Origin of the sequence: Pelagibius litoralis, assembly GCF_011683915.1 — a bacterium.
Classification (GTDB): Bacteria; Pseudomonadota; Alphaproteobacteria; order Kiloniellales; family Kiloniellaceae; genus Pelagibius; species Pelagibius litoralis.
This window is the reverse complement of record NZ_JAAQPH010000025.1, coordinates 44215-60159: the sequence shown is the minus strand read 5'-3', so window position 1 is coordinate 60159 and position 15945 is coordinate 44215. Positions and strand designations below refer to the sequence as shown.

General features: G+C 63.5%; 16 protein-coding genes. 6 read left to right on the top strand and 10 right to left on the bottom strand.

Going from position 1 to position 15945, the window contains the following annotated elements:
• From HBA54_RS24275 to HBA54_RS24265, 3 genes are read right to left on the bottom strand one after another with little or no spacing between them, the layout of a single operon-like run.
• A complete protein-coding gene (locus HBA54_RS24275) occupies positions 1 to 858 on the bottom strand; it encodes a shikimate dehydrogenase (RefSeq protein ID WP_167229705.1) in 858 nt (285 codons plus the stop codon).
• Positions 855 to 1490: a Maf family protein gene (locus HBA54_RS24270; RefSeq protein WP_167229702.1), complete on the bottom strand. Its 636-nt coding sequence runs from the start codon at positions 1488 to 1490 to the stop codon at positions 855 to 857. Before HBA54_RS24270 ends, HBA54_RS24275 begins: the two co-directional genes overlap by 4 nt.
• A gap of 5 nt (positions 1491 to 1495) precedes the next feature.
• The gene (locus HBA54_RS24265) at positions 1496 to 2317 is read right to left on the bottom strand and encodes a pyruvate, water dikinase regulatory protein (RefSeq protein WP_167229699.1); all 822 of its coding nucleotides are present in this window, start codon (positions 2315 to 2317) and stop codon (positions 1496 to 1498) included.
• Positions 2318 to 2871: 554 nt separating this feature from the next.
• Between HBA54_RS24265 and hemE the strand changes: the two genes are divergently transcribed.
• From hemE to HBA54_RS24240, 5 genes are all read left to right on the top strand, one after another.
• Positions 2872 to 3933, top strand: a complete 1062-nt coding sequence (gene hemE, locus HBA54_RS24260) for a uroporphyrinogen decarboxylase (RefSeq protein ID WP_322096109.1) — start codon at positions 2872 to 2874, stop codon at positions 3931 to 3933.
• A gap of 4 nt (positions 3934 to 3937) precedes the next feature.
• Positions 3938 to 5002: a ferrochelatase gene (hemH, locus tag HBA54_RS24255; RefSeq protein WP_167229696.1), complete on the top strand. Its 1065-nt coding sequence runs from the start codon at positions 3938 to 3940 to the stop codon at positions 5000 to 5002.
• A 43-nt stretch (positions 5003 to 5045) separates the two neighbouring features.
• Positions 5046 to 5489: a protoporphyrinogen oxidase HemJ gene (gene hemJ, locus HBA54_RS24250; protein WP_167229693.1), complete on the top strand. Its 444-nt coding sequence runs from the start codon at positions 5046 to 5048 to the stop codon at positions 5487 to 5489.
• A 297-nt stretch (positions 5490 to 5786) separates the two neighbouring features.
• Positions 5787 to 7043 (top strand): transcription termination factor Rho, encoded by a 1257-nt coding sequence (gene rho / locus HBA54_RS24245; RefSeq protein WP_167229690.1) that lies wholly within the window; start codon positions 5787 to 5789, stop codon positions 7041 to 7043.
• A 42-nt stretch (positions 7044 to 7085) separates the two neighbouring features.
• A complete protein-coding gene (locus tag HBA54_RS24240; RefSeq protein WP_167229687.1) occupies positions 7086 to 7484 on the top strand; it encodes a hypothetical protein in 399 nt (132 codons plus the stop codon).
• Positions 7485 to 7825: 341 nt separating this feature from the next.
• Here the strand turns inward: HBA54_RS24240 and HBA54_RS24235 are convergent, their stop codons facing one another.
• The 3 genes from HBA54_RS24235 to HBA54_RS24225 all read right to left on the bottom strand — a co-directional run bounded on the left by HBA54_RS24235 (position 7826) and on the right by HBA54_RS24225 (position 9585).
• Positions 7826 to 8005 (bottom strand): zinc-binding dehydrogenase, encoded by a 180-nt coding sequence (locus tag HBA54_RS24235; RefSeq protein ID WP_167229684.1) that lies wholly within the window; start codon positions 8003 to 8005, stop codon positions 7826 to 7828.
• 88 nt (positions 8006 to 8093) lie between these two features.
• The gene (locus HBA54_RS24230) at positions 8094 to 8609 is read right to left on the bottom strand and encodes a P-loop NTPase family protein (RefSeq protein WP_167229682.1); all 516 of its coding nucleotides are present in this window, start codon (positions 8607 to 8609) and stop codon (positions 8094 to 8096) included.
• A 97-nt stretch (positions 8610 to 8706) separates the two neighbouring features.
• A complete protein-coding gene (locus HBA54_RS24225) occupies positions 8707 to 9585 on the bottom strand; it encodes a LysR substrate-binding domain-containing protein (protein WP_167229679.1) in 879 nt (292 codons plus the stop codon).
• A gap of 90 nt (positions 9586 to 9675) precedes the next feature.
• On the opposite strand from HBA54_RS24225, the gene HBA54_RS24220 reads away from it, so the two are divergent.
• Positions 9676 to 11304 (top strand): trimethylamine methyltransferase family protein, encoded by a 1629-nt coding sequence (locus HBA54_RS24220; RefSeq protein WP_322096108.1) that lies wholly within the window; start codon positions 9676 to 9678, stop codon positions 11302 to 11304.
• Positions 11305 to 11466: 162 nt separating this feature from the next.
• On the opposite strand, the gene HBA54_RS24215 is transcribed toward HBA54_RS24220, so the two are convergent.
• The 4 genes from HBA54_RS24215 to HBA54_RS24200 form a co-directional block, all read right to left on the bottom strand.
• Entirely contained in the window at positions 11467 to 12444 is a 978-nt protein-coding gene (locus tag HBA54_RS24215; RefSeq protein ID WP_167229673.1) for a quinone oxidoreductase family protein, read from the bottom strand.
• A complete protein-coding gene (locus HBA54_RS24210) occupies positions 12444 to 13136 on the bottom strand; it encodes a dienelactone hydrolase family protein (protein ID WP_167229670.1) in 693 nt (230 codons plus the stop codon). The genes HBA54_RS24215 and HBA54_RS24210 overlap by 1 nt, the downstream gene beginning before the upstream one ends.
• A 105-nt stretch (positions 13137 to 13241) precedes the next feature.
• Complete coding sequence (locus HBA54_RS24205) at positions 13242 to 13733, bottom strand: methylated-DNA--[protein]-cysteine S-methyltransferase (protein ID WP_167229667.1); 492 nt, start codon at positions 13731 to 13733, stop codon at positions 13242 to 13244.
• The gene (locus tag HBA54_RS24200) at positions 13730 to 15871 is read right to left on the bottom strand and encodes a thioredoxin domain-containing protein (protein ID WP_240932877.1); all 2142 of its coding nucleotides are present in this window, start codon (positions 15869 to 15871) and stop codon (positions 13730 to 13732) included. Before HBA54_RS24200 ends, HBA54_RS24205 begins: the two co-directional genes overlap by 4 nt.
• Between the last annotated feature and the right edge of the window lie 74 nt (positions 15872 to 15945).

Genomic DNA, 15945 nt, shown 5'->3' with positions numbered 1-15945 from the left:
TCAGCCGTCCCCACCGGGAACAAAATCCCCGAGAACGAAATCGCGCAACGCAGCCGTTACTGCCGGGGCAACGCCGAACCAGGCCTGAAAGCCCGGTCGGGCCTGATGCAGCAACATGCCCAGGCCATCCACGGTCACACAGCCCCGCGCGCGGGCCGCGGCCAAGAGGCCGGTCTCCAGCGGCGTGTAGACCAGGTCGGTGACCAGGGCGCCGGCCGGCAGACGGTCGAGTACCAGATCCAGCGGCGGGTGGCCGGTCATGCCAAGAGAGGTGCTGTTGACCAGGAGGCCGACGCCCGCCAAGGCCTCGGCCCGCCGCGCCCAGGCCAGCGGCTTGGCGCGCGTACCCAGGTCCGCCGCCAGACGCTCCGCCCGCTCCGGGCTGCGGTTGCAGATCAACAGCTCCGGAAGGCCGGCATCGAGCAAGGCCACCGCAACCGCCTTTGCAGCGCCGCCGGCGCCGAGCAGCAAGCCCGGTGCCGTGGTGAAATCGTGAGAAGGCACGGCTTCCTTCAGGTTCTCGATGAAACCGAAGGCATCGCTGTTGGAGCCATGGATGGCCTCGCCGTCAAAGACCAGGGTGTTGACCGCGCCGATGCGCCGCGCCGTCTCGTCAACCTGATCGCAGAGCGCCATCACCGCTTCCTTGTGCGGGATCGTCACGTTCAGGCCGCGGAAACCGGCATCGCGCAGGCCCAAAACGGCGCTTTCCAGTTTTTCCGGCGCCACGGCCAGGGGAAGGTAAGCCCCGTCGATGCCATAGGCCTTCAGCCAGAAGCCATGCAGCCGCGGCGAGCGCGAGTGGGAAATCGGCCAGCCGATCACACCGGCCAGGGCCGCCTTGCCGCTGAGGCTCATGACGGCAGCACCTTGTTGGCCCGCAGATAGTCCAGCAGCGGCAGCAGCGGCAGGCCGAGGACGGTGAAGAAATCGCCCTCGACCTCGGCAAACAACTGAGCCCCCGGACCTTCGAGCTGATAGGCACCGACCGAGCCCAGCACCGCCTCGCCGGCGGCGGCCAGATAGGTTTCTATGAAGTCATCTGACAGGGACCGCATGGTCAGGCGCGCCACCGCGTTGTGATGCCAGGCCCGCGCGCCGTTGCGCACCACGCAGACCGCGGTACTGAGCTCATGAGCCTTGCCGCTGAGCGCGCGCAGATGCGCCGCGGCATGATCGCTGTCGACCGGCTTGTCGAACCACACAGCGTTGCAGGAAAGCATTTGATCGGCGCCGATTACCAGGGCGCCGGGAAACTTCGCGGCAACCCGCTGGGCTTTCAGTTCGGCCAGGGTTTCCGCTGTCTGAATCGCGGTTGCCCCCTCGGCTCTCAGGGATTCCTTCACCGCCGTTTCATCAACCGCCGCCGCCTGAACCTGAAACGCCACGCCCGCCGCGGCCAGCACCTTGCGGCGGGTTGCTGAGCCCGACGCCAAGACCAGCAAGGGGGCGTCAGCCGCGTTCAGGACAGCAGGCGCTTCGCCGGACATCTGCATCACACCTCGGCACCGATGTGCCGGGCATAGTAGTTCATGATCGTCGCCGCGGTTTCCTCGATGGAACGGCGGGTGACGTCGATCAGCGGCCAGTCGTGTTCGACGCAAAAGCGCCGTGCCTGGGCGATCTCCTGGCGCACCGCCTCCAGGTTCACATAGTCGGTTTCCTGCCGGTCGTCGGTCAGCATGCGCAAGCGGTTCTGGCGCACCTGAACCAGGCGGGCCGGGTCTTTCGTCAGGCCGATAATCAGCGGACCGTCGGCCTGCAGCAGCTCGTCGGGAATGGGACAGCCCGGCACCACGGGAATGTTCGCCGCCTTGATGCCCCGGTTCGCCAGATACATGCAGGTCGGCGTCTTGGAGGTGCGCGATACGCCGACCAGAATGATATCGGCCTTGGCGATGTCGCTGCAGTGCTGTCCGTCGTCGTGGGTCAGGGCAAAGGTCATGGCATCCATGCGCCCGAAGTATTCCGCGTCCAGGACATGCTGCAGACCGGGCGTCCCCTTCATTTCGACACCGAAATAGTTTGCCATGGTGTGGATGACCGGGTCGAGAATGGCGATGCAGGGAACCCCCAGCCGCATGCAGCAGGAGGTGAGCTGATCGCGGAGCTGCAGATTGACCAGGGTGTAGAGCACCGGGCCGGGATGCGCTTCGATCTGACCGACGACCTTGTTCATCATCCCGCGGGTGCGCACCAGGCTCCAGATATGCTCGACGGGTTCGACCCCGCTGAACTGGACCAGGCAGGCCCGCGCAACCGAATTGATGGTCTCGCCGGTCGAGTCCGAAACAAGATGCAGATGATGCGCTGTCATTCCCGACGTTCCTTAGCCCCGGCGTTGCTTAGCGAAATGGCCCCGAAATCAACGACAGGCCCGAAGCCCTCGGTCCGCCGCTGCTTCCCGGGCCGATTCTGTGCATGACCTGTGCAGCCAATGGGGAAACCGGGGGCAAATCGGAGTCGCTGCAACACGGAAAAAAAACCATCACACCCGTCCCTTCTTTCATCAGACGAGTCTTCAGTTTTGAACAGATAAGAACCCACAGCCGCCCAAGACCCTGATATCGGCGCCGTAGATGAAGATTTTCCCCGTTATCCCCTGGTTCCCATTTTTGTGCAAGCGACAGCAAATTGGCCGGTCGCAGGGTCTTCTCCCGGTGAAACCCACCGCCAAAGACCGGCAGGCCGTTCCCTGCGGATGACTCTCTGGACAGATTCAGGCAAAGCGCTGATCCCCAGGATTCACAGGGATCAACTACAACTACACTAGATTCTAATTTAATACTTTTTAGAAGAAGGGGGGTTTGCCAAGTCTGCGGAAAAGGCCATCTTTCGGCTCAGTGATGATCTGCTGCGAAAAGAGAAACCGTGAAGCAAGCAAGCGACAAGCTTCTGTTACAGGCCCTGAGCGGCAAAACCCTGCCCCGGCCCCCGGTCTGGCTGATGCGCCAGGCCGGCCGTTATCTGCCGGAATACCGGGCCCTGCGGGCTGAGGCCGGCGGCTTTCTGGACCTCTGTTTCACGCCGGATCTGGCGGTCGAAGTGACGCTGCAACCGATCCGCCGCTATGGATTTGACGCCTCTATCCTGTTTTCCGACATTCTGGTGGTGCCCCATGCCCTGGGTCAGAAGGTCTGGTTCGAAGAAGGCGTCGGACCGCGGCTGGAAGCCATCGAGAAACCAGCCGGTCTGGACCGGCTTTCACGCGACGGGATGCACGAGGCCCTGGCGCCGGTCTACGAAACGGTTCGGCGCCTGAGCAAGGAGTTGCCGCCGGAAGTGACCTTGATCGGCTTTGCCGGTGCGCCCTGGACCGTTGCCAGCTACATGCTGGAGGGCGGAAGCAGCAAGGATTTTGCCGCCGGCAAACGCTGGGCCTACGGGGCGCCCGATGATTTTCAGCGCCTGATCGATCTTTTGGTCGAGGCGACCGGCGACTACCTGATCGCGCAGATCGATGCCGGCGTCGAGGTTGTTCAGATCTTCGATTCCTGGGCGGGCATCTGGCCGGAAGAGGCCCTGCGGCGTTGGTGTCTGGAGCCGGCCAAGGCCCTGACCGCCCGCATCCAAAAAGAGCGGCCGGGCATTCCCGTTATCCTGTTTCCCCGAGGGGCCGGGCTGCTGTACCGCGATTTTGCGATTGAATGCGGCGCCGCCGGGCTCGGCCTGGATACTACGCTGCCCCTGGGCTGGGCGCGCGACGAGCTGCAGTCGCGCCTGACCGTGCAGGGCAACCTCGATCCGCTGCAACTGGTGGCTGGCGGCGATCAGTTGACCCAGGCGGTCGAGCGTATTCTAAACCATCTCGGCCAGGGCCCGTTCATCTTCAACCTTGGCCATGGCATCGTCCCGGAGACGCCGCTGGATCATGTGAGCCGGATGATGGAGCAGATTCACGCCTGGAACGCGTCGGAAAGGCGCGCAGGTTAGCACCATGAGCAGGATTGCCGTCGTCGTCTTCAACCTCGGCGGGCCGGACCGGCCCGAAGCGGTCGAGCCCTTTCTGTTCAATCTGTTCAACGATCCGGCGATCATCGGCCTGCCGGGCCCGCTGCGCTGGCTGCTGGCCAAGGTTATTTCCAGACGCCGGGCCCCGGTGGCCCAGGAGATTTACCGGGAGCTGGGCGGCGGTTCGCCTTTGCTGCCCAACACCCAGGCGCAGGTCGACGCCCTGCAGGCACAGCTGAACGATGGAACCGACGACTACGGCGTTTTTATCGCCATGCGCTACTGGCATCCGCGGGCGGCGAAGGCGGCCCGGGAAGTCGCGGCCTTCGCGCCGGACCAGGTTCTGCTGGTGCCGCTCTATCCGCAGTTCTCGACCACAACATCCGGTTCTTCGCTGAAGGAATGGCACAAGGAAGCAAAAGCAGCCGGGATATCCGCGCCAAGCCGGAGCCTATGCTGCTATCCGGAGGAGCCGGGTTTCGTGGCGGCAACGGCGGCAAAGCTGCGTGAGGCCCTGCGCGGCCTCGAACACGAAACGGCGCCCCGGGTTCTGTTTTCCGCCCACGGCCTGCCGAAGAAGATTGTCGAGAAGGGCGATCCCTATCAGTGGCAGGTGGAACAGTCGGTTGCGGCGGTTGTGAAGGCGATGGGCGAGGTGAATCTCGACTGGGTGGTCTGCTACCAAAGCCGGGTCGGCCCGCTGGAGTGGATCGGCCCCTCGACCGATGCGGAGATCGAACGGGCCGGGCGGGAAGGCCGGCCGCTGATCGTGGTGCCCATCGCGTTTATTTCGGAACACTCGGAAACCCTGGTCGAATTGGACATCGAATACCGCAAGCTGGCGGAGGATTCAGGGGTGCCGGCCTATGTCAGGGTCACGACGGTTTCCTGTGACGAGGCCTTTATCGGGGGCCTGGCCAAGCAGATCCGCGCGATAGCGGCCAGCGACCGGACAATCTGCTCACAGGATAGGGGCCGGATTTGCCCGGCGCGCTGGAGCGGTTGTCCCCAGGCGCCTCACGAAGCGCCCGACCAGGGTGCTGCGGACTAGCGTTGTGATCCTAATTGCATAAGAAAGACTTTTGGGAGACGTGATGGCCGGTTTTCTGGGCGATGCCTATCTCTGGGTGAAGAGCCTGCATATCCTGGCGGTGATCGCCTGGATGGCGGGTTTTCTCTATCTGCCGCGTCTTTTCGTCTATCACTGCGGGGCCGAGGTCGGCTCCAAGCAGTCCGAAACCTTCAAGATCATGGAACGCCGCCTGCTGCGGGCGATCATGAACCCGGCCATGGTGGTGGCCTGGGCGGCGGGCTTGTCGCTGGCCGCCCACATCGAGGCCTGGGGCGAAGGCTGGTTTCACGTAAAATTGACCCTGCTGATCGTCCTCACGGCCCTGCACATGATTGCCGGGCGCTGGCGCCGCGCTTTTGCCGAGGACGACAACCGCCACAGCGAGCGTTTCTATCGCGTCATGAACGAAGTGCCGGCCCTGCTTATGATCGGGATTGTCGTCATGGCGGTGGTGAAACCGTTTTGACTGCCGACTTGATAGATTTTGACAATGGCGGATGCAGATACCGGCTTCACTTGACTTCATCATTGGCTTCAAGTAACCATCGCGAAATCCTAAGCACCTTGCCGTCCGGCGGTGTCGATCCCATATGGTGAGTCATAATTCATTAACCAGCCAAGTATAGGCTGTATTTGGGAATTCCTCCCCCGTCCGCGGTCTCTTCCCACGTCTTTCTGCACCCCCTTCCCGTTGTTTCTCTTTGGTGCAGGTCCAGGCCAGACATCCAATTTTCCCTTCGATCGAGCACAGGCGTAAGCGCCCATGAACCTCCAAGAACTTAAAGCCAAAAGTCCGGCAGATCTTTTGGCCTTTGCCGAAGAGCTGGAAATCGAAAACGCCAGCTCCCTGCGCAAGCAGGACATGATGTTTGCGATCCTGAAACATCTGGCGGAGAACGATCAGCCGATCTACGGACGCGGCGTTCTGGAGATCCTGCAGGACGGTTTCGGCTTCCTGCGCTCGCCGGAATCGAACTACCTGGCCGGACCGGACGACATCTATGTCAGCCCCAGCCAGGTGCGCCGCTTCGGTCTGCGCACCGGCGACACGGTCGAGGGACAGATCCGCTCCCCCAAAGACGGCGAGCGCTACTTCGCGCTGCTGAAGGTCAGCGAGATCAACTTCGATCCGCCGGAGAATTCGCGCCACCGGATCAACTTCGACAACCTGACCCCGCTCTATCCCGACGACAAGATCAAGCTGGAGGTCGAGGACCCGACGATCAAGGATCTCACCCCCCGGGTGATCGATCTGACGGCGCCCATCGGCAAGGGCCAGCGCGCGCTGATCGTGGCGCCGCCGCGCACCGGCAAGACCATGATCCTGCAGAACGTCGCGAAATCCATTGCCGCCAATCATCCGGAAATCTTCCTCATCGTGCTGCTGATCGACGAGCGGCCGGAGGAAGTGACCGACATGGACCGCTCGGTCGTCGGCGAGGTGGTGAGTTCCACCTTCGACGAACCGGCGCAGCGTCACGTGCAGGTCGCCGAGATGGTGATCGAAAAAGCCAAGCGTCTTGTGGAGCACAAGAAGGACGTGGTGATCCTGCTGGACTCCATCACCCGCCTGGCCCGTGCCTACAACACCGTGGTGCCGAGCTCGGGCAAGGTGCTGACCGGCGGTGTCGATGCCAACGCCCTGCAGCGCCCGAAACGATTCTTCGGTGCCGCTCGAAATATCGAAGAAGGCGGATCGCTGACCATCATCGCCACCGCGCTGATCGATACCGGCAGCCGCATGGACGAGGTCATCTTCGAAGAGTTCAAGGGCACCGGTAACAGCGAAATCGTTCTCGACCGCAAGCTGGCCGACAAGCGCACCTTCCCGGCCATCGACATCGGCAAGTCCGGCACTCGCAAGGAAGAGCTGCTGGTCGACAAGGCGACGCTGTCGAAGATGTGGGTGCTGCGCCGCATCCTCATGCCCATGGGCGTTACCGATTCCATCGAGTTCCTGGTCGACAAGCTGAAGCAGCAGAAGACCAACCAGGACTTCTTCGATTCTATGAACCAATAGGGTGATACCGGCCGTTCTGCGAGCGGGTAAGAATGCGGCGCCATGGATCATGAAACGGCTCTGATCAACGCCTTTGTCTTACCGGCGAAGCGCGAGCGCGCTTTGGATCAGCTTGCTAATCATAAGCGCCGCCGCAAGTTTCTCGAAAGCTTGTACCACTACCGGGATCTTGACCCCAGATACCGCATTGACATCGCACCAGCAGATCAACAAGCGGAAACCATTTTTTCCTTGTTGACCAAGCGTGGCGCTTCGGCTCAGTGCCACTTGATCTCAAGCGATCGCAACCTCGATGGTTTCGACATTGCGCTGTCGGACGCGCTTGCGAAGGTCGTTGGTCTCGGCGAAGGCACGTTGGTTTCCTGCATACCGGGTCGACTGGGATACTTCGAAGGGGAGTCGCCTGGCGACCGGTTTATCCTTGAACGAACCGCGCCTTAGCTGCGCCCAGTTCAAGCTAGACTCTTTTCAGTTTAGACGGCAGCGGTCCGTGCTAACGGGCGGCGTATGCCCCCTGGATATCACTCTCTTATTCGTCATCCCGGGCTTGACCCGGGATCCATAGCGTGTCCAGGTCCGGCATTCGCTGGAGAGGCCCCTGCGCGGGGAGGGATGGACCCCGGATCAAGTCCGGGGTGACCAGGAATCTGAAAGTACTTACGAAATCTTGGTCAAGCGGTTACGACCCTCAGCCCGCTTCGACGTAAGTCGAAAACGCTATAGCTGGAGGTCGGTACGACAATGAGCCTACCACTCTCCCCTCGCACCCCCTTCTTCAAAGGCTAAGGCAGCAGCACTGTCGAACCCGTCGTTTTGCGGGCCTCCAGGTCGCGGTGGGCCTGGGCGGTTTCGCTTAAGGGATAGGTCTGGTTCACCGCGAACTTCACCTTGCCCGATGTCACGACGTCGAAGAGCGCGGCGGCGGAGGCCTCCAGTTCTTCGCGCTTGGCGTTGTAGGCCATCAGGCTGGGACGGGTCCGGCAATCCGCTGGGCCCGTTTTTTTATATTGGATTGCGAAACCTTCCGAAAGGGCAGGCGCCGAGAGAAGCTCACGTCAGATTTCGGAGAAAATGCTGAACGGCTTTTCGACTGTTCAAGTGATAGGTCGTGAGAGTCGGAGGCGGTTTGTTGTAAATTTTCTGGAGTTTCGCACGCGACGTTTTTCGGGTTCGCCAGATGAAGCGCAGGAACTCGATTGTTTCCTTGTTCAACTGCTCAGGGCAACCATCCGGCAGATCAGGCCGGGTCCTGCCGGCATTGACGACTGAACGGCGCAAAACTCTCCAGAGTCTGATCCACACCGGAAAGTCGAGCCAGATAAAGGTGTCAGCTCTCTCCACCCTTTCGTCGTAGGTTCGCGAGTGCCCGCCTTCGAAGATCCATCTATCGAGCATGTGGACTTTATGGGTAAGCTGGTCTTTCTCGACTTTGCTTCGCTCGATCCAGCCAGACTTCCAATGGATATGATCCATATGGAAAACAGGTAGGCCTGAACGGCTGCCCAGCAGGTTCGCGAGGGTGCTTTTCCCTGAACCAGGGCCTCCCACGATCATGACGCGTTTCACTGCAGCCCACCCACTCAGTCGCTGATGAACGGACCGCAAAGTATCGGAAGCCGGTCCTTAAAGCCACAAGACACGGCGCTGCCGGGTCATTGGTCGATCAGTGCATCAGAGCCGCCTGCTCGTGCAGCCATCCGACAAGGGCGGCAACGCAAGGGTCGGCGAGGGCGCCTGGCGCGTAGGCGATAAAGTAGCCATAGTCTGCCAGTTCAATCGGTGAAAGGCGGGCGAGCTTTCCGGCGGTAATCTCGTCGCTGACCAGGGCGTCGTTCAGGGCAATGCCCTGACCGTCGATGACAGCCTGAACAAGCACGTTGGGGTCCGGGATCGCCAGGGCGCCGCCATGGCGGAGGTAGGACAGTCCTGCGGCGGCATGCCAATCGGCCCAGGCAGAGCTGCCCTCTCGGTCAATGAGGAGGGGCGTTCGCGCGAACACGGCCGTCAGGCCGTCGCGTTCTATGCGTGCCGCCAGGCCCGGCGCGCCTGTCGGAAAGGCCGGACAGGGGAAGAGCGGTTCGAGTTCCAGATCCGGCCAATCCCCCTTGCCCCAGCGAATGGCCAGGTCGACGCCGGCGCCGCGGAGGTCGACCAGATCGACCATCGGCTGCAGGCGCAGCCTGATGTCGGGGTGAGCCTGCATGAAGGTCATCAGGCGCGGCGACAGCCAGCGCGACGCAAGATAGGTCGAGAGGCCCAGGGTAACGGACTGCTGTACGCCACTGCGCAGCCGTTCGATCTTGCGCTCGATGTCTTCAAAGGCTGTTTGAACCGAAGCCCGGAGTTCCCGCCCGGCATCGGTCAGCTCGATCCCGCGGGGGCGGCGGTGGAAGAGCGCGAAGCCCAACGCTTCCTCCAACTGGTGGACCTGATAGCTGACGGCGCCCTTGGTCAGGTTCAGTGCGGCGGCGGCGGCGGAGAAGCTGCCGTGTTCGGCGATGCTGGCGAAGAGCCGCAGACTGTCGTGATGACGGAAGCGCATCCTGATCGTCTAAGATATTTGAACGATCTGTTCAAATGAATTGCATTGTCCGGCAGCGCTTTTACCGCGAAGTTGGCTGATTAAAGTCTAATGAAAGTCACGCCTCGCGATGACTTACCGTCACCGCGCAGCCTGTTGAGTGCAAAAATGCTGAACCATAAAAGCGATCTGCCGGCGCCGGAGAAGCCCGGCACAGCCCCCCGCAGGAGAGGGCGCGTTGCGCGCCGGGAAGCCCGCGTGGCTGCCGGTAGAGAGAAGGTGCCACAAGCGCTTCGGCGGATTCCGGCTTATACGCTGCTTGACGAAGAATCGCTGATCGCCATCGAGGAACAGGCAGACTGGATTCTGAGCCGGATCGGGGTGGAGTTTCGGGGAGACGACACCGCGCTGGCTCTGTTCCGGGAGGCGGGGGCGACGGTGGAGGGTGCGCGCGTGCGCTTCGATCCCGGTCATGCACGCGCGCTCTGCGCCACGGCGCCGGCAACCTATCGCCTGCATGGCCGCGATCCGGACCGGAGCGTGACGCTGGGCGGCGACCATGTCGTGCTGATGCCGGGCTATGGCTCGCCCTTCGTGACCGATCTCGACCGCGGCCGCCGCTATGCCTCGCTTGAGGACTTCCGGAACTTCGTGAAGCTGACCTATCTCAGCCCCTGGCTGAACCATTCCGGCGGCACGGTCTGCGAACCGGTGGACGTGCCTGTGAACACGCGCCACCTGGATATGGTCTATGCGCATCTGCGTTACTCCACGAAGCCGTTCATGGGGGGCGTAACGGCGCCGGAACGCGCCCGGGACTCGCTCGACATGGCGCGGATCGTCTTCGGCGGGTTCATGGACAGCCATGCGGTGATCCAGGCGAACATCAACGTCAATTCGCCGCTCGTCTATGACGGCACGATGTCCGGCGCGCTGCGGGTCTATGCGGCGGCGAAGCAGTCGGTGGCGATCTCGCCGGCGATCTTCGGCGGGGCCATGGGGCCGGTGAGCCAGCCCGCGGTCATCGCCCAGACGCTGGCCGAAGGCATGGTCGGCATCGCGCTCGCGCAGCTGGTGCGCACGGGCTGCCCGGTGGTTCTCGGCAGTTTTCATTCGACGATGAACCTGAAGTCCGGGGCGCTGACTTTCGGCTCGCCGGAAGCGAACCTCTCGACCATGGCGCTGTCGCAGTTGGGGCGGCGCCTGGGCGTGCCCGTGCGCTCCGGCGGCGGGCAGATAACCGCCGCGAACTCCGCCGACGGTCAGGCCATGCAGGAAAGTTCGATGGCGATGCTGACGTCGATCCTCTCCGGCGCGAACCAGATCTGGCATGCGGCCGGTTGGCTCGAGGGCGGGCTGACCATGGGCTATGAGAAGTTCGTGATGGACGTCGATCACTGCGGGATGCTGCTGCGTCTGATCGAAGGTCTGGTGGTCGACGACGAAAGCCTGGCCCGCGAGGCCTATCTGGATACCGGCCCGGGTGAGAACTTCCTTTCGACCCGGCACACGCTGCGTCATTTCGAGCAGGCCAACTACCTCTCCGCATTGCCGGAGGCGGGGCCTTACGAGACCTGGCTGGAACAGGGCAGCCGGACGGCCGAGCAGCGCGCCAACGGGTGCTGGAAGGCCATGCTCGCCGCCTACGAGGCGCCGGCGATCGACCCGGGGGTGGACGAGGCGCTGCGCGACTTCATCGACCGAAAGAAATCATCGCTGCCGGAACGCTGGCACGAGTGACGCTGGCATGAATGTCGGGGGAACGATCATGACCGAAGAACGCGGCCGCAGTTCCGCTCTTGCCGCGCGCCATGCCGCTCTACAACACCGTCGAATCGCGAACCGATGCTTAGGCGGTGACGCCCGGCATCGGATGATGATCTCCTTCGGCAGCCAAACCCGCTAAGGCAGCAGCACTGTCGAGCCGGTGGTCTTGCGGGCCTCCAGGTCGCGGTGGGCCTGGGCGGTTTCGCTTAAGGGATAGGTCTGGTTCACCGCGATCTTCACCTTGCCCGAGGTCACGACCTCGAAGAGCGCGGCGGCGGAGGCCTCCAGCTCTTCACGCTTGGCGTTGTAGGCCATCAGGCTGGGGCGGGTGAGGTAGAGCGATCCCTTCTGGCCGAGGATGCCCGGATTGAACGGTTCGACCGGGCCCGAAGCGTTGCCGAAAGTGACCATAAGACCACGGGGACGAAGACAATCGAGCGAGCCTTCGAAGGTGTCCTTGCCGATGGAATCGTAGACCACCGGCACACCGGCGCCGTCGGTCAGTTCGCGGACCCGGGCGGTGAAGTTTTCTTCGCGGTAGTTGATGGTGTGGTGGCAGCCGTGCGCCTTGGCAAGCGCGGCCTTTTCTTCCGAGCCGACGGTGCCGATCACCGTGGCGCCGAGGTGGTTCAGCCATTGGCAGGCAATGAGGCCGACCCCGCCGGCGGCGGCATGGAGCAGCACGGTGTCGCCGGGTTGCACCGCATAGGTGCGGCGGATCAGGTACTCGACCGTCATGCCCTGCAGCATCATGGCGGCGGCCTGCTGGTCGCCGATGGCATCGGGCAGTTTCACCAGCCGGTGCCAGGGCATGATGCGGGCGGCGGCATAGGCGCCGGGCGGCACGTCGGCGTAGGCAACGCGGTCGCCTGCGACAAAGGCATCGACACCCTCGCCGACCGCTTCGACGACACCCATGCCCTCCATCCCGATGACGGCGGGATAGGCAGGCAGGGGATAGAGGCCGCTGCGCTGATAGACATCGATGTAGTTGAGGCCGCAGGCATTCTGCTTCAGCAGGACCTCGCCGGGCCCCGGCGCGGGAACCTCGACGTCTTCGTAGACCAGGGCTTCGGGGCCGCCGGGCGCGTGGATGCGGATTGCTTTGGTCATCAGCCGAGGTTCTCCCTGAAAAATTTCACGCTGCGGTCGTTTGCAAGTTTCGCGGCGGCTTCGTCGTAGTGTTCGCCGCCTTCGCGCGCGAAGGCGTGGTCGTTGCCGTCGTAGACATGGATTGTGACGTTGTCATTGCCGCCGAGGCCCTGTCGGACCTTTTCGATTTCCTCGGCCGAGGAGAAGGCGTCCTTCTCGGCGATGTGCAGCATCAGGGGTTTGGTGATCCTGTCGGCTTCGCCGAGCAGGTCGCCCAGGCCGACCCCGTAGTATCCGACATTGCAATCGGCGTCCGAGCGTGTCGCCATGAGGTAGGCGAGCTTGCCGCCGAGGCAGTAACCGAGGGTACCGGCCTTGCCGTTGCAGACCTCGTGGGCCCGCAGCGTGGCCAGGGTGGTGTTCATGTCCTCGATACCCTTGTCGACATCGAAAAGGCCGAACAGTTCGAAAGCGCGGTCCCACTCCGGCTTGCTTTGATCGGTCAGCTGGATGCCCGGCTCGATACGCCAGAAAAGATCGGGGCAGACGGCGACGAAGCCCTGGGTCGCCAGCCAGTCGCAGGTATCGCGCATCACTTGGTTGACGCCGAAAATTTCCTGCGCGACGACGATGCCCGGCGCCGGTGTGACATCCGGTACCGCGGTGTAGACCGCGAAGCTGCCGTCCTTGCCTTCGATGGTGACTTCGCTCATGCGCTTTCCCCGTCTGTTTCATTGTTTCGATATGCGGTTTGCCGGCGGCGAGCTTATCGTGCGCTGCCCGCTGCTGTCATCCCGCCAGCGGTGGATGCCGGCTGGTCAGGCAAAGGAAAAGCCGTGCTGGATCGGCCAGGCGCCTTCCAGGGTGAGCAGCTCGGCTTTGGTCTCCGCCCCTAGGCCGCCGGAGAAACCGCCCAGCGCCCGGTCGGCGCCCAGCACGCGGTGGCAGGGAATGATGATCGGGATCGGGTTGGCCCCGCAGGCGCCGCCGACGGCGCGGGCAACGCCGCCGGTCGCCTTGGCCAGATCGCCGTAGGAGCGGGTCTCGCCATAGGGAATGCGCAGCATCTCCCGCCAGACGGCAAGCTGGAAGTCGCTGCCGGCGGGGCGCAGGGGCAGGTCGAAGACCTGAAGCGCGCCGGCGAAGTAGGCGGTGATCTGTTCGGCGGTACGATCCAACAAGGGACTTGTGTCGTCGAACATTGCGGTTCCCGGGCTGCCGGCCCAGGTGACCCGGATGATGACGCCGTCGTCCTCGGTCAGGTTGACCGGGCCGGTCGGGGTTTCGACGCTGCGGCGAAGCAAGGTCATGGTGCGGGGTTGCTCAGTGAAGTCGGTTCACCTTCCGAATCGGAGGGGGCCAGCGCGGCGGTCAGCGCTGCCGGCGCGGTGATCGGCAGGGAGCAGGTCGGGCCGTGACAGACGTAGGCCGTGGCGCGTCCCTCGCTCTGGCCCTTGCCGCTGGCCGGGTGGTTTTCAGGCAGGCTTTCCGCCGGCGCGATCACCTGAAGAACCCGGTTGGGCAGGCAGAGCGCGCGGACGGCGGCCAGCAGATCCGCCGTATCCGCGGCGTCCTTGTCGCCGACGATGACGATCTGCACTGCGGAGGACAGAAGCTCGGTGCTGTTGAGCAGGGTGGCCAGCGGGAAGAAGTTGCGGTTGATCTCGCCGGAGAAGGCCCGCATCACGGCTTCGGCGCGGTGGCGGTAGCTTTCTCTGCCCGTGAGGTAAAAGAGCTTCGCCAGCACGGCGATGATCGTTCCGTTACCGGAAGGAACCGCGTTGTCGTGCGGCGTCTTGGTGCGCACGATGAGGCCGCGGGTATCGTCGGCGGTCAGGAAGTAGCCGCCGTCGGCATCGTCCCAGTAGTGCCGGTCGAGATCGCCGACCCAGGCTTCGGCCTGATGGAGATAGCTGGACTGTGCCGTGGCTTCATAAAGAGCGAGCGCCGCGGCGGCCATGTTGGCGTAGTCGTCCAGGGTGGCCGGATGCTTCAGACGACCGTGGCGCCAGGAATGAAAGAGGCGGCCATCGCGCTGCATCTCGCGGCAGACGAAGGCGAAGGCCTCTTCGGCCGCGACCAGCCAGGACGCTTCGCCGAACAGCGGGCCGAGCTCGGCCAGGGCGGCGATCATCAGCCCGTTCCAGTCGGCCAGGACCTTGTCGTCCCAGCCGGGCCAGATGCGCCGGCTGCGCACCGCGAACAGCTTTTCGCGGGCCGCGGCCAGGCGGGCCTCGACGGCGGGTTCGGCCAGCAGCGGCCGGTCGGTGCGGTTGAGGATGGTCTTGCCTTCCCAGTTGCCGCCGGGGCCGACGTCGTAGTGGGTTTTGAAAAGCTCCGCTTCCGCGCCGAGCAAGGCGTCGATCTCGCTCTCCGACCAGACGTAGAATTTGCCCTCTTCGCCCTCGCTGTCGGCATCCAGGGTGGCGGCGAAGGCGCCGGAAGGCGTTTTCCCGCTGCCGTCGCCGTCGGCGATCATTTCCCGCAGGGTCCAGGCGACCGTCTCGCGGATGCGTTGCTCATAGAGCGGATTGGCCGTGTCCTGCCAGAGCCAGCCGAGCACCTCGAGCAGCTGGGCGTTGTCGTAGAGCATCTTTTCGAAGTGGGGCGCCAGCCAGATCGCATCGACGGAGTAGCGCGCAAAGCCGCCGCCCAGGTGATCGTAGATGCCGCCCTGGGACATCTTGGTCATGGTCAGCTCGCAGGCCTGGCGCAGGGCCTGACGCTGGGCCGGGTCGCCGCTGCGCTTCCAGGCGCGCCACAGCAGTTTCATGATCGCCGGCTGCGGGAACTTGGGCGCGCTGCCGATGCCGCCGTGCAGCGGGTCGATCTCTTTCACCAGATGGGCGGCGATCTGGTCGATCATGCCAAGGCTGATGGCTTCGCCGGCTTGGTTCTGCGACAGCTTGCCCAGGGCGTCTTTCAGCGCCGTGGTGTTCTTGGTCACCCGCGCGCTGTCGTTGGCGTAGATCTCGGCAATGCCCTGGAGCACCTGGGGCAGGCCGGGCCGCCCGAACCGCGGGCTCGGCGGGAAGTAGGTGCCGCCCCAGAAGGGCTTGCCCTCAGGGGTCAGGAACATGGTCAGAGGCCAGCCGCCATGCTCGCCCAGCAGCGCCAGCGCCGATTGATAGATCGAATCGACATCGGGCCGTTCCTCCCGATCCACCTTGATATTAACATATAATTGGTTCATTTGGGCGGCGATGTCGGGGTTTTCAAAGCACTCGTGGGCCATCACATGGCACCAGTGACAGGCCGCATAGCCGACGGAAAGCAGGACCGGCTTGCCCTCCCGGCGTGCCGCTTCGAAGGCTTCGTCCCCCCAGGGCTGCCAAGCCACCGGGTTGTCGCGATGCTGCAGCAGATAGGGGCTGGTTTCCTCGTCCAGGCGGTTTGCCAGGCCATCGGTGTTGCTGGCGGTGTCGGACAACGGGGGCTGTTTGGTCAAGGGGCGACTCTTTGTTTGCGGCAGGCTGCGGGCGGCGCAGAAACCACTCTGTTGTTGGATCGGATTGCGGTGCC

Excerpts from the sequence above, each read along its gene's own strand:
- HBA54_RS24275 (WP_167229705.1), bottom strand. The coding sequence starts at position 858 with ATGAGCCTCAGCGGCAAGGCGGCCCTGGCCGGTGTGATCGGCTGGCCG.
- HBA54_RS24270 (WP_167229702.1), bottom strand. The coding sequence starts at position 1,490 with ATGTCCGGCGAAGCGCCTGCTGTCCTGAACGCGGCTGACGCCCCCTTG.
- HBA54_RS24265 (WP_167229699.1), bottom strand. The coding sequence starts at position 2,317 with ATGACAGCGCATCATCTGCATCTTGTTTCGGACTCGACCGGCGAGACC.
- hemH (WP_167229696.1), top strand. The coding sequence starts at position 3,938 with ATGAGCAGGATTGCCGTCGTCGTCTTCAACCTCGGCGGGCCGGACCGG.
- hemJ (WP_167229693.1), top strand. The coding sequence starts at position 5,046 with ATGGCCGGTTTTCTGGGCGATGCCTATCTCTGGGTGAAGAGCCTGCAT.
- rho (WP_167229690.1), top strand. The coding sequence starts at position 5,787 with ATGAACCTCCAAGAACTTAAAGCCAAAAGTCCGGCAGATCTTTTGGCC.
- HBA54_RS24240 (WP_167229687.1), top strand. The coding sequence starts at position 7,086 with ATGGATCATGAAACGGCTCTGATCAACGCCTTTGTCTTACCGGCGAAG.
- HBA54_RS24235 (WP_167229684.1), bottom strand. The coding sequence starts at position 8,005 with ATGGCCTACAACGCCAAGCGCGAAGAACTGGAGGCCTCCGCCGCCGCG.
- HBA54_RS24225 (WP_167229679.1), bottom strand. The coding sequence starts at position 9,585 with ATGCGCTTCCGTCATCACGACAGTCTGCGGCTCTTCGCCAGCATCGCC.
- HBA54_RS24220 (WP_322096108.1), top strand. The coding sequence starts at position 9,676 with ATGAAAGTCACGCCTCGCGATGACTTACCGTCACCGCGCAGCCTGTTG.
- HBA54_RS24215 (WP_167229673.1), bottom strand. The coding sequence starts at position 12,444 with ATGACCAAAGCAATCCGCATCCACGCGCCCGGCGGCCCCGAAGCCCTG.
- HBA54_RS24210 (WP_167229670.1), bottom strand. The coding sequence starts at position 13,136 with ATGAGCGAAGTCACCATCGAAGGCAAGGACGGCAGCTTCGCGGTCTAC.
- HBA54_RS24205 (WP_167229667.1), bottom strand. The coding sequence starts at position 13,733 with ATGACCTTGCTTCGCCGCAGCGTCGAAACCCCGACCGGCCCGGTCAAC.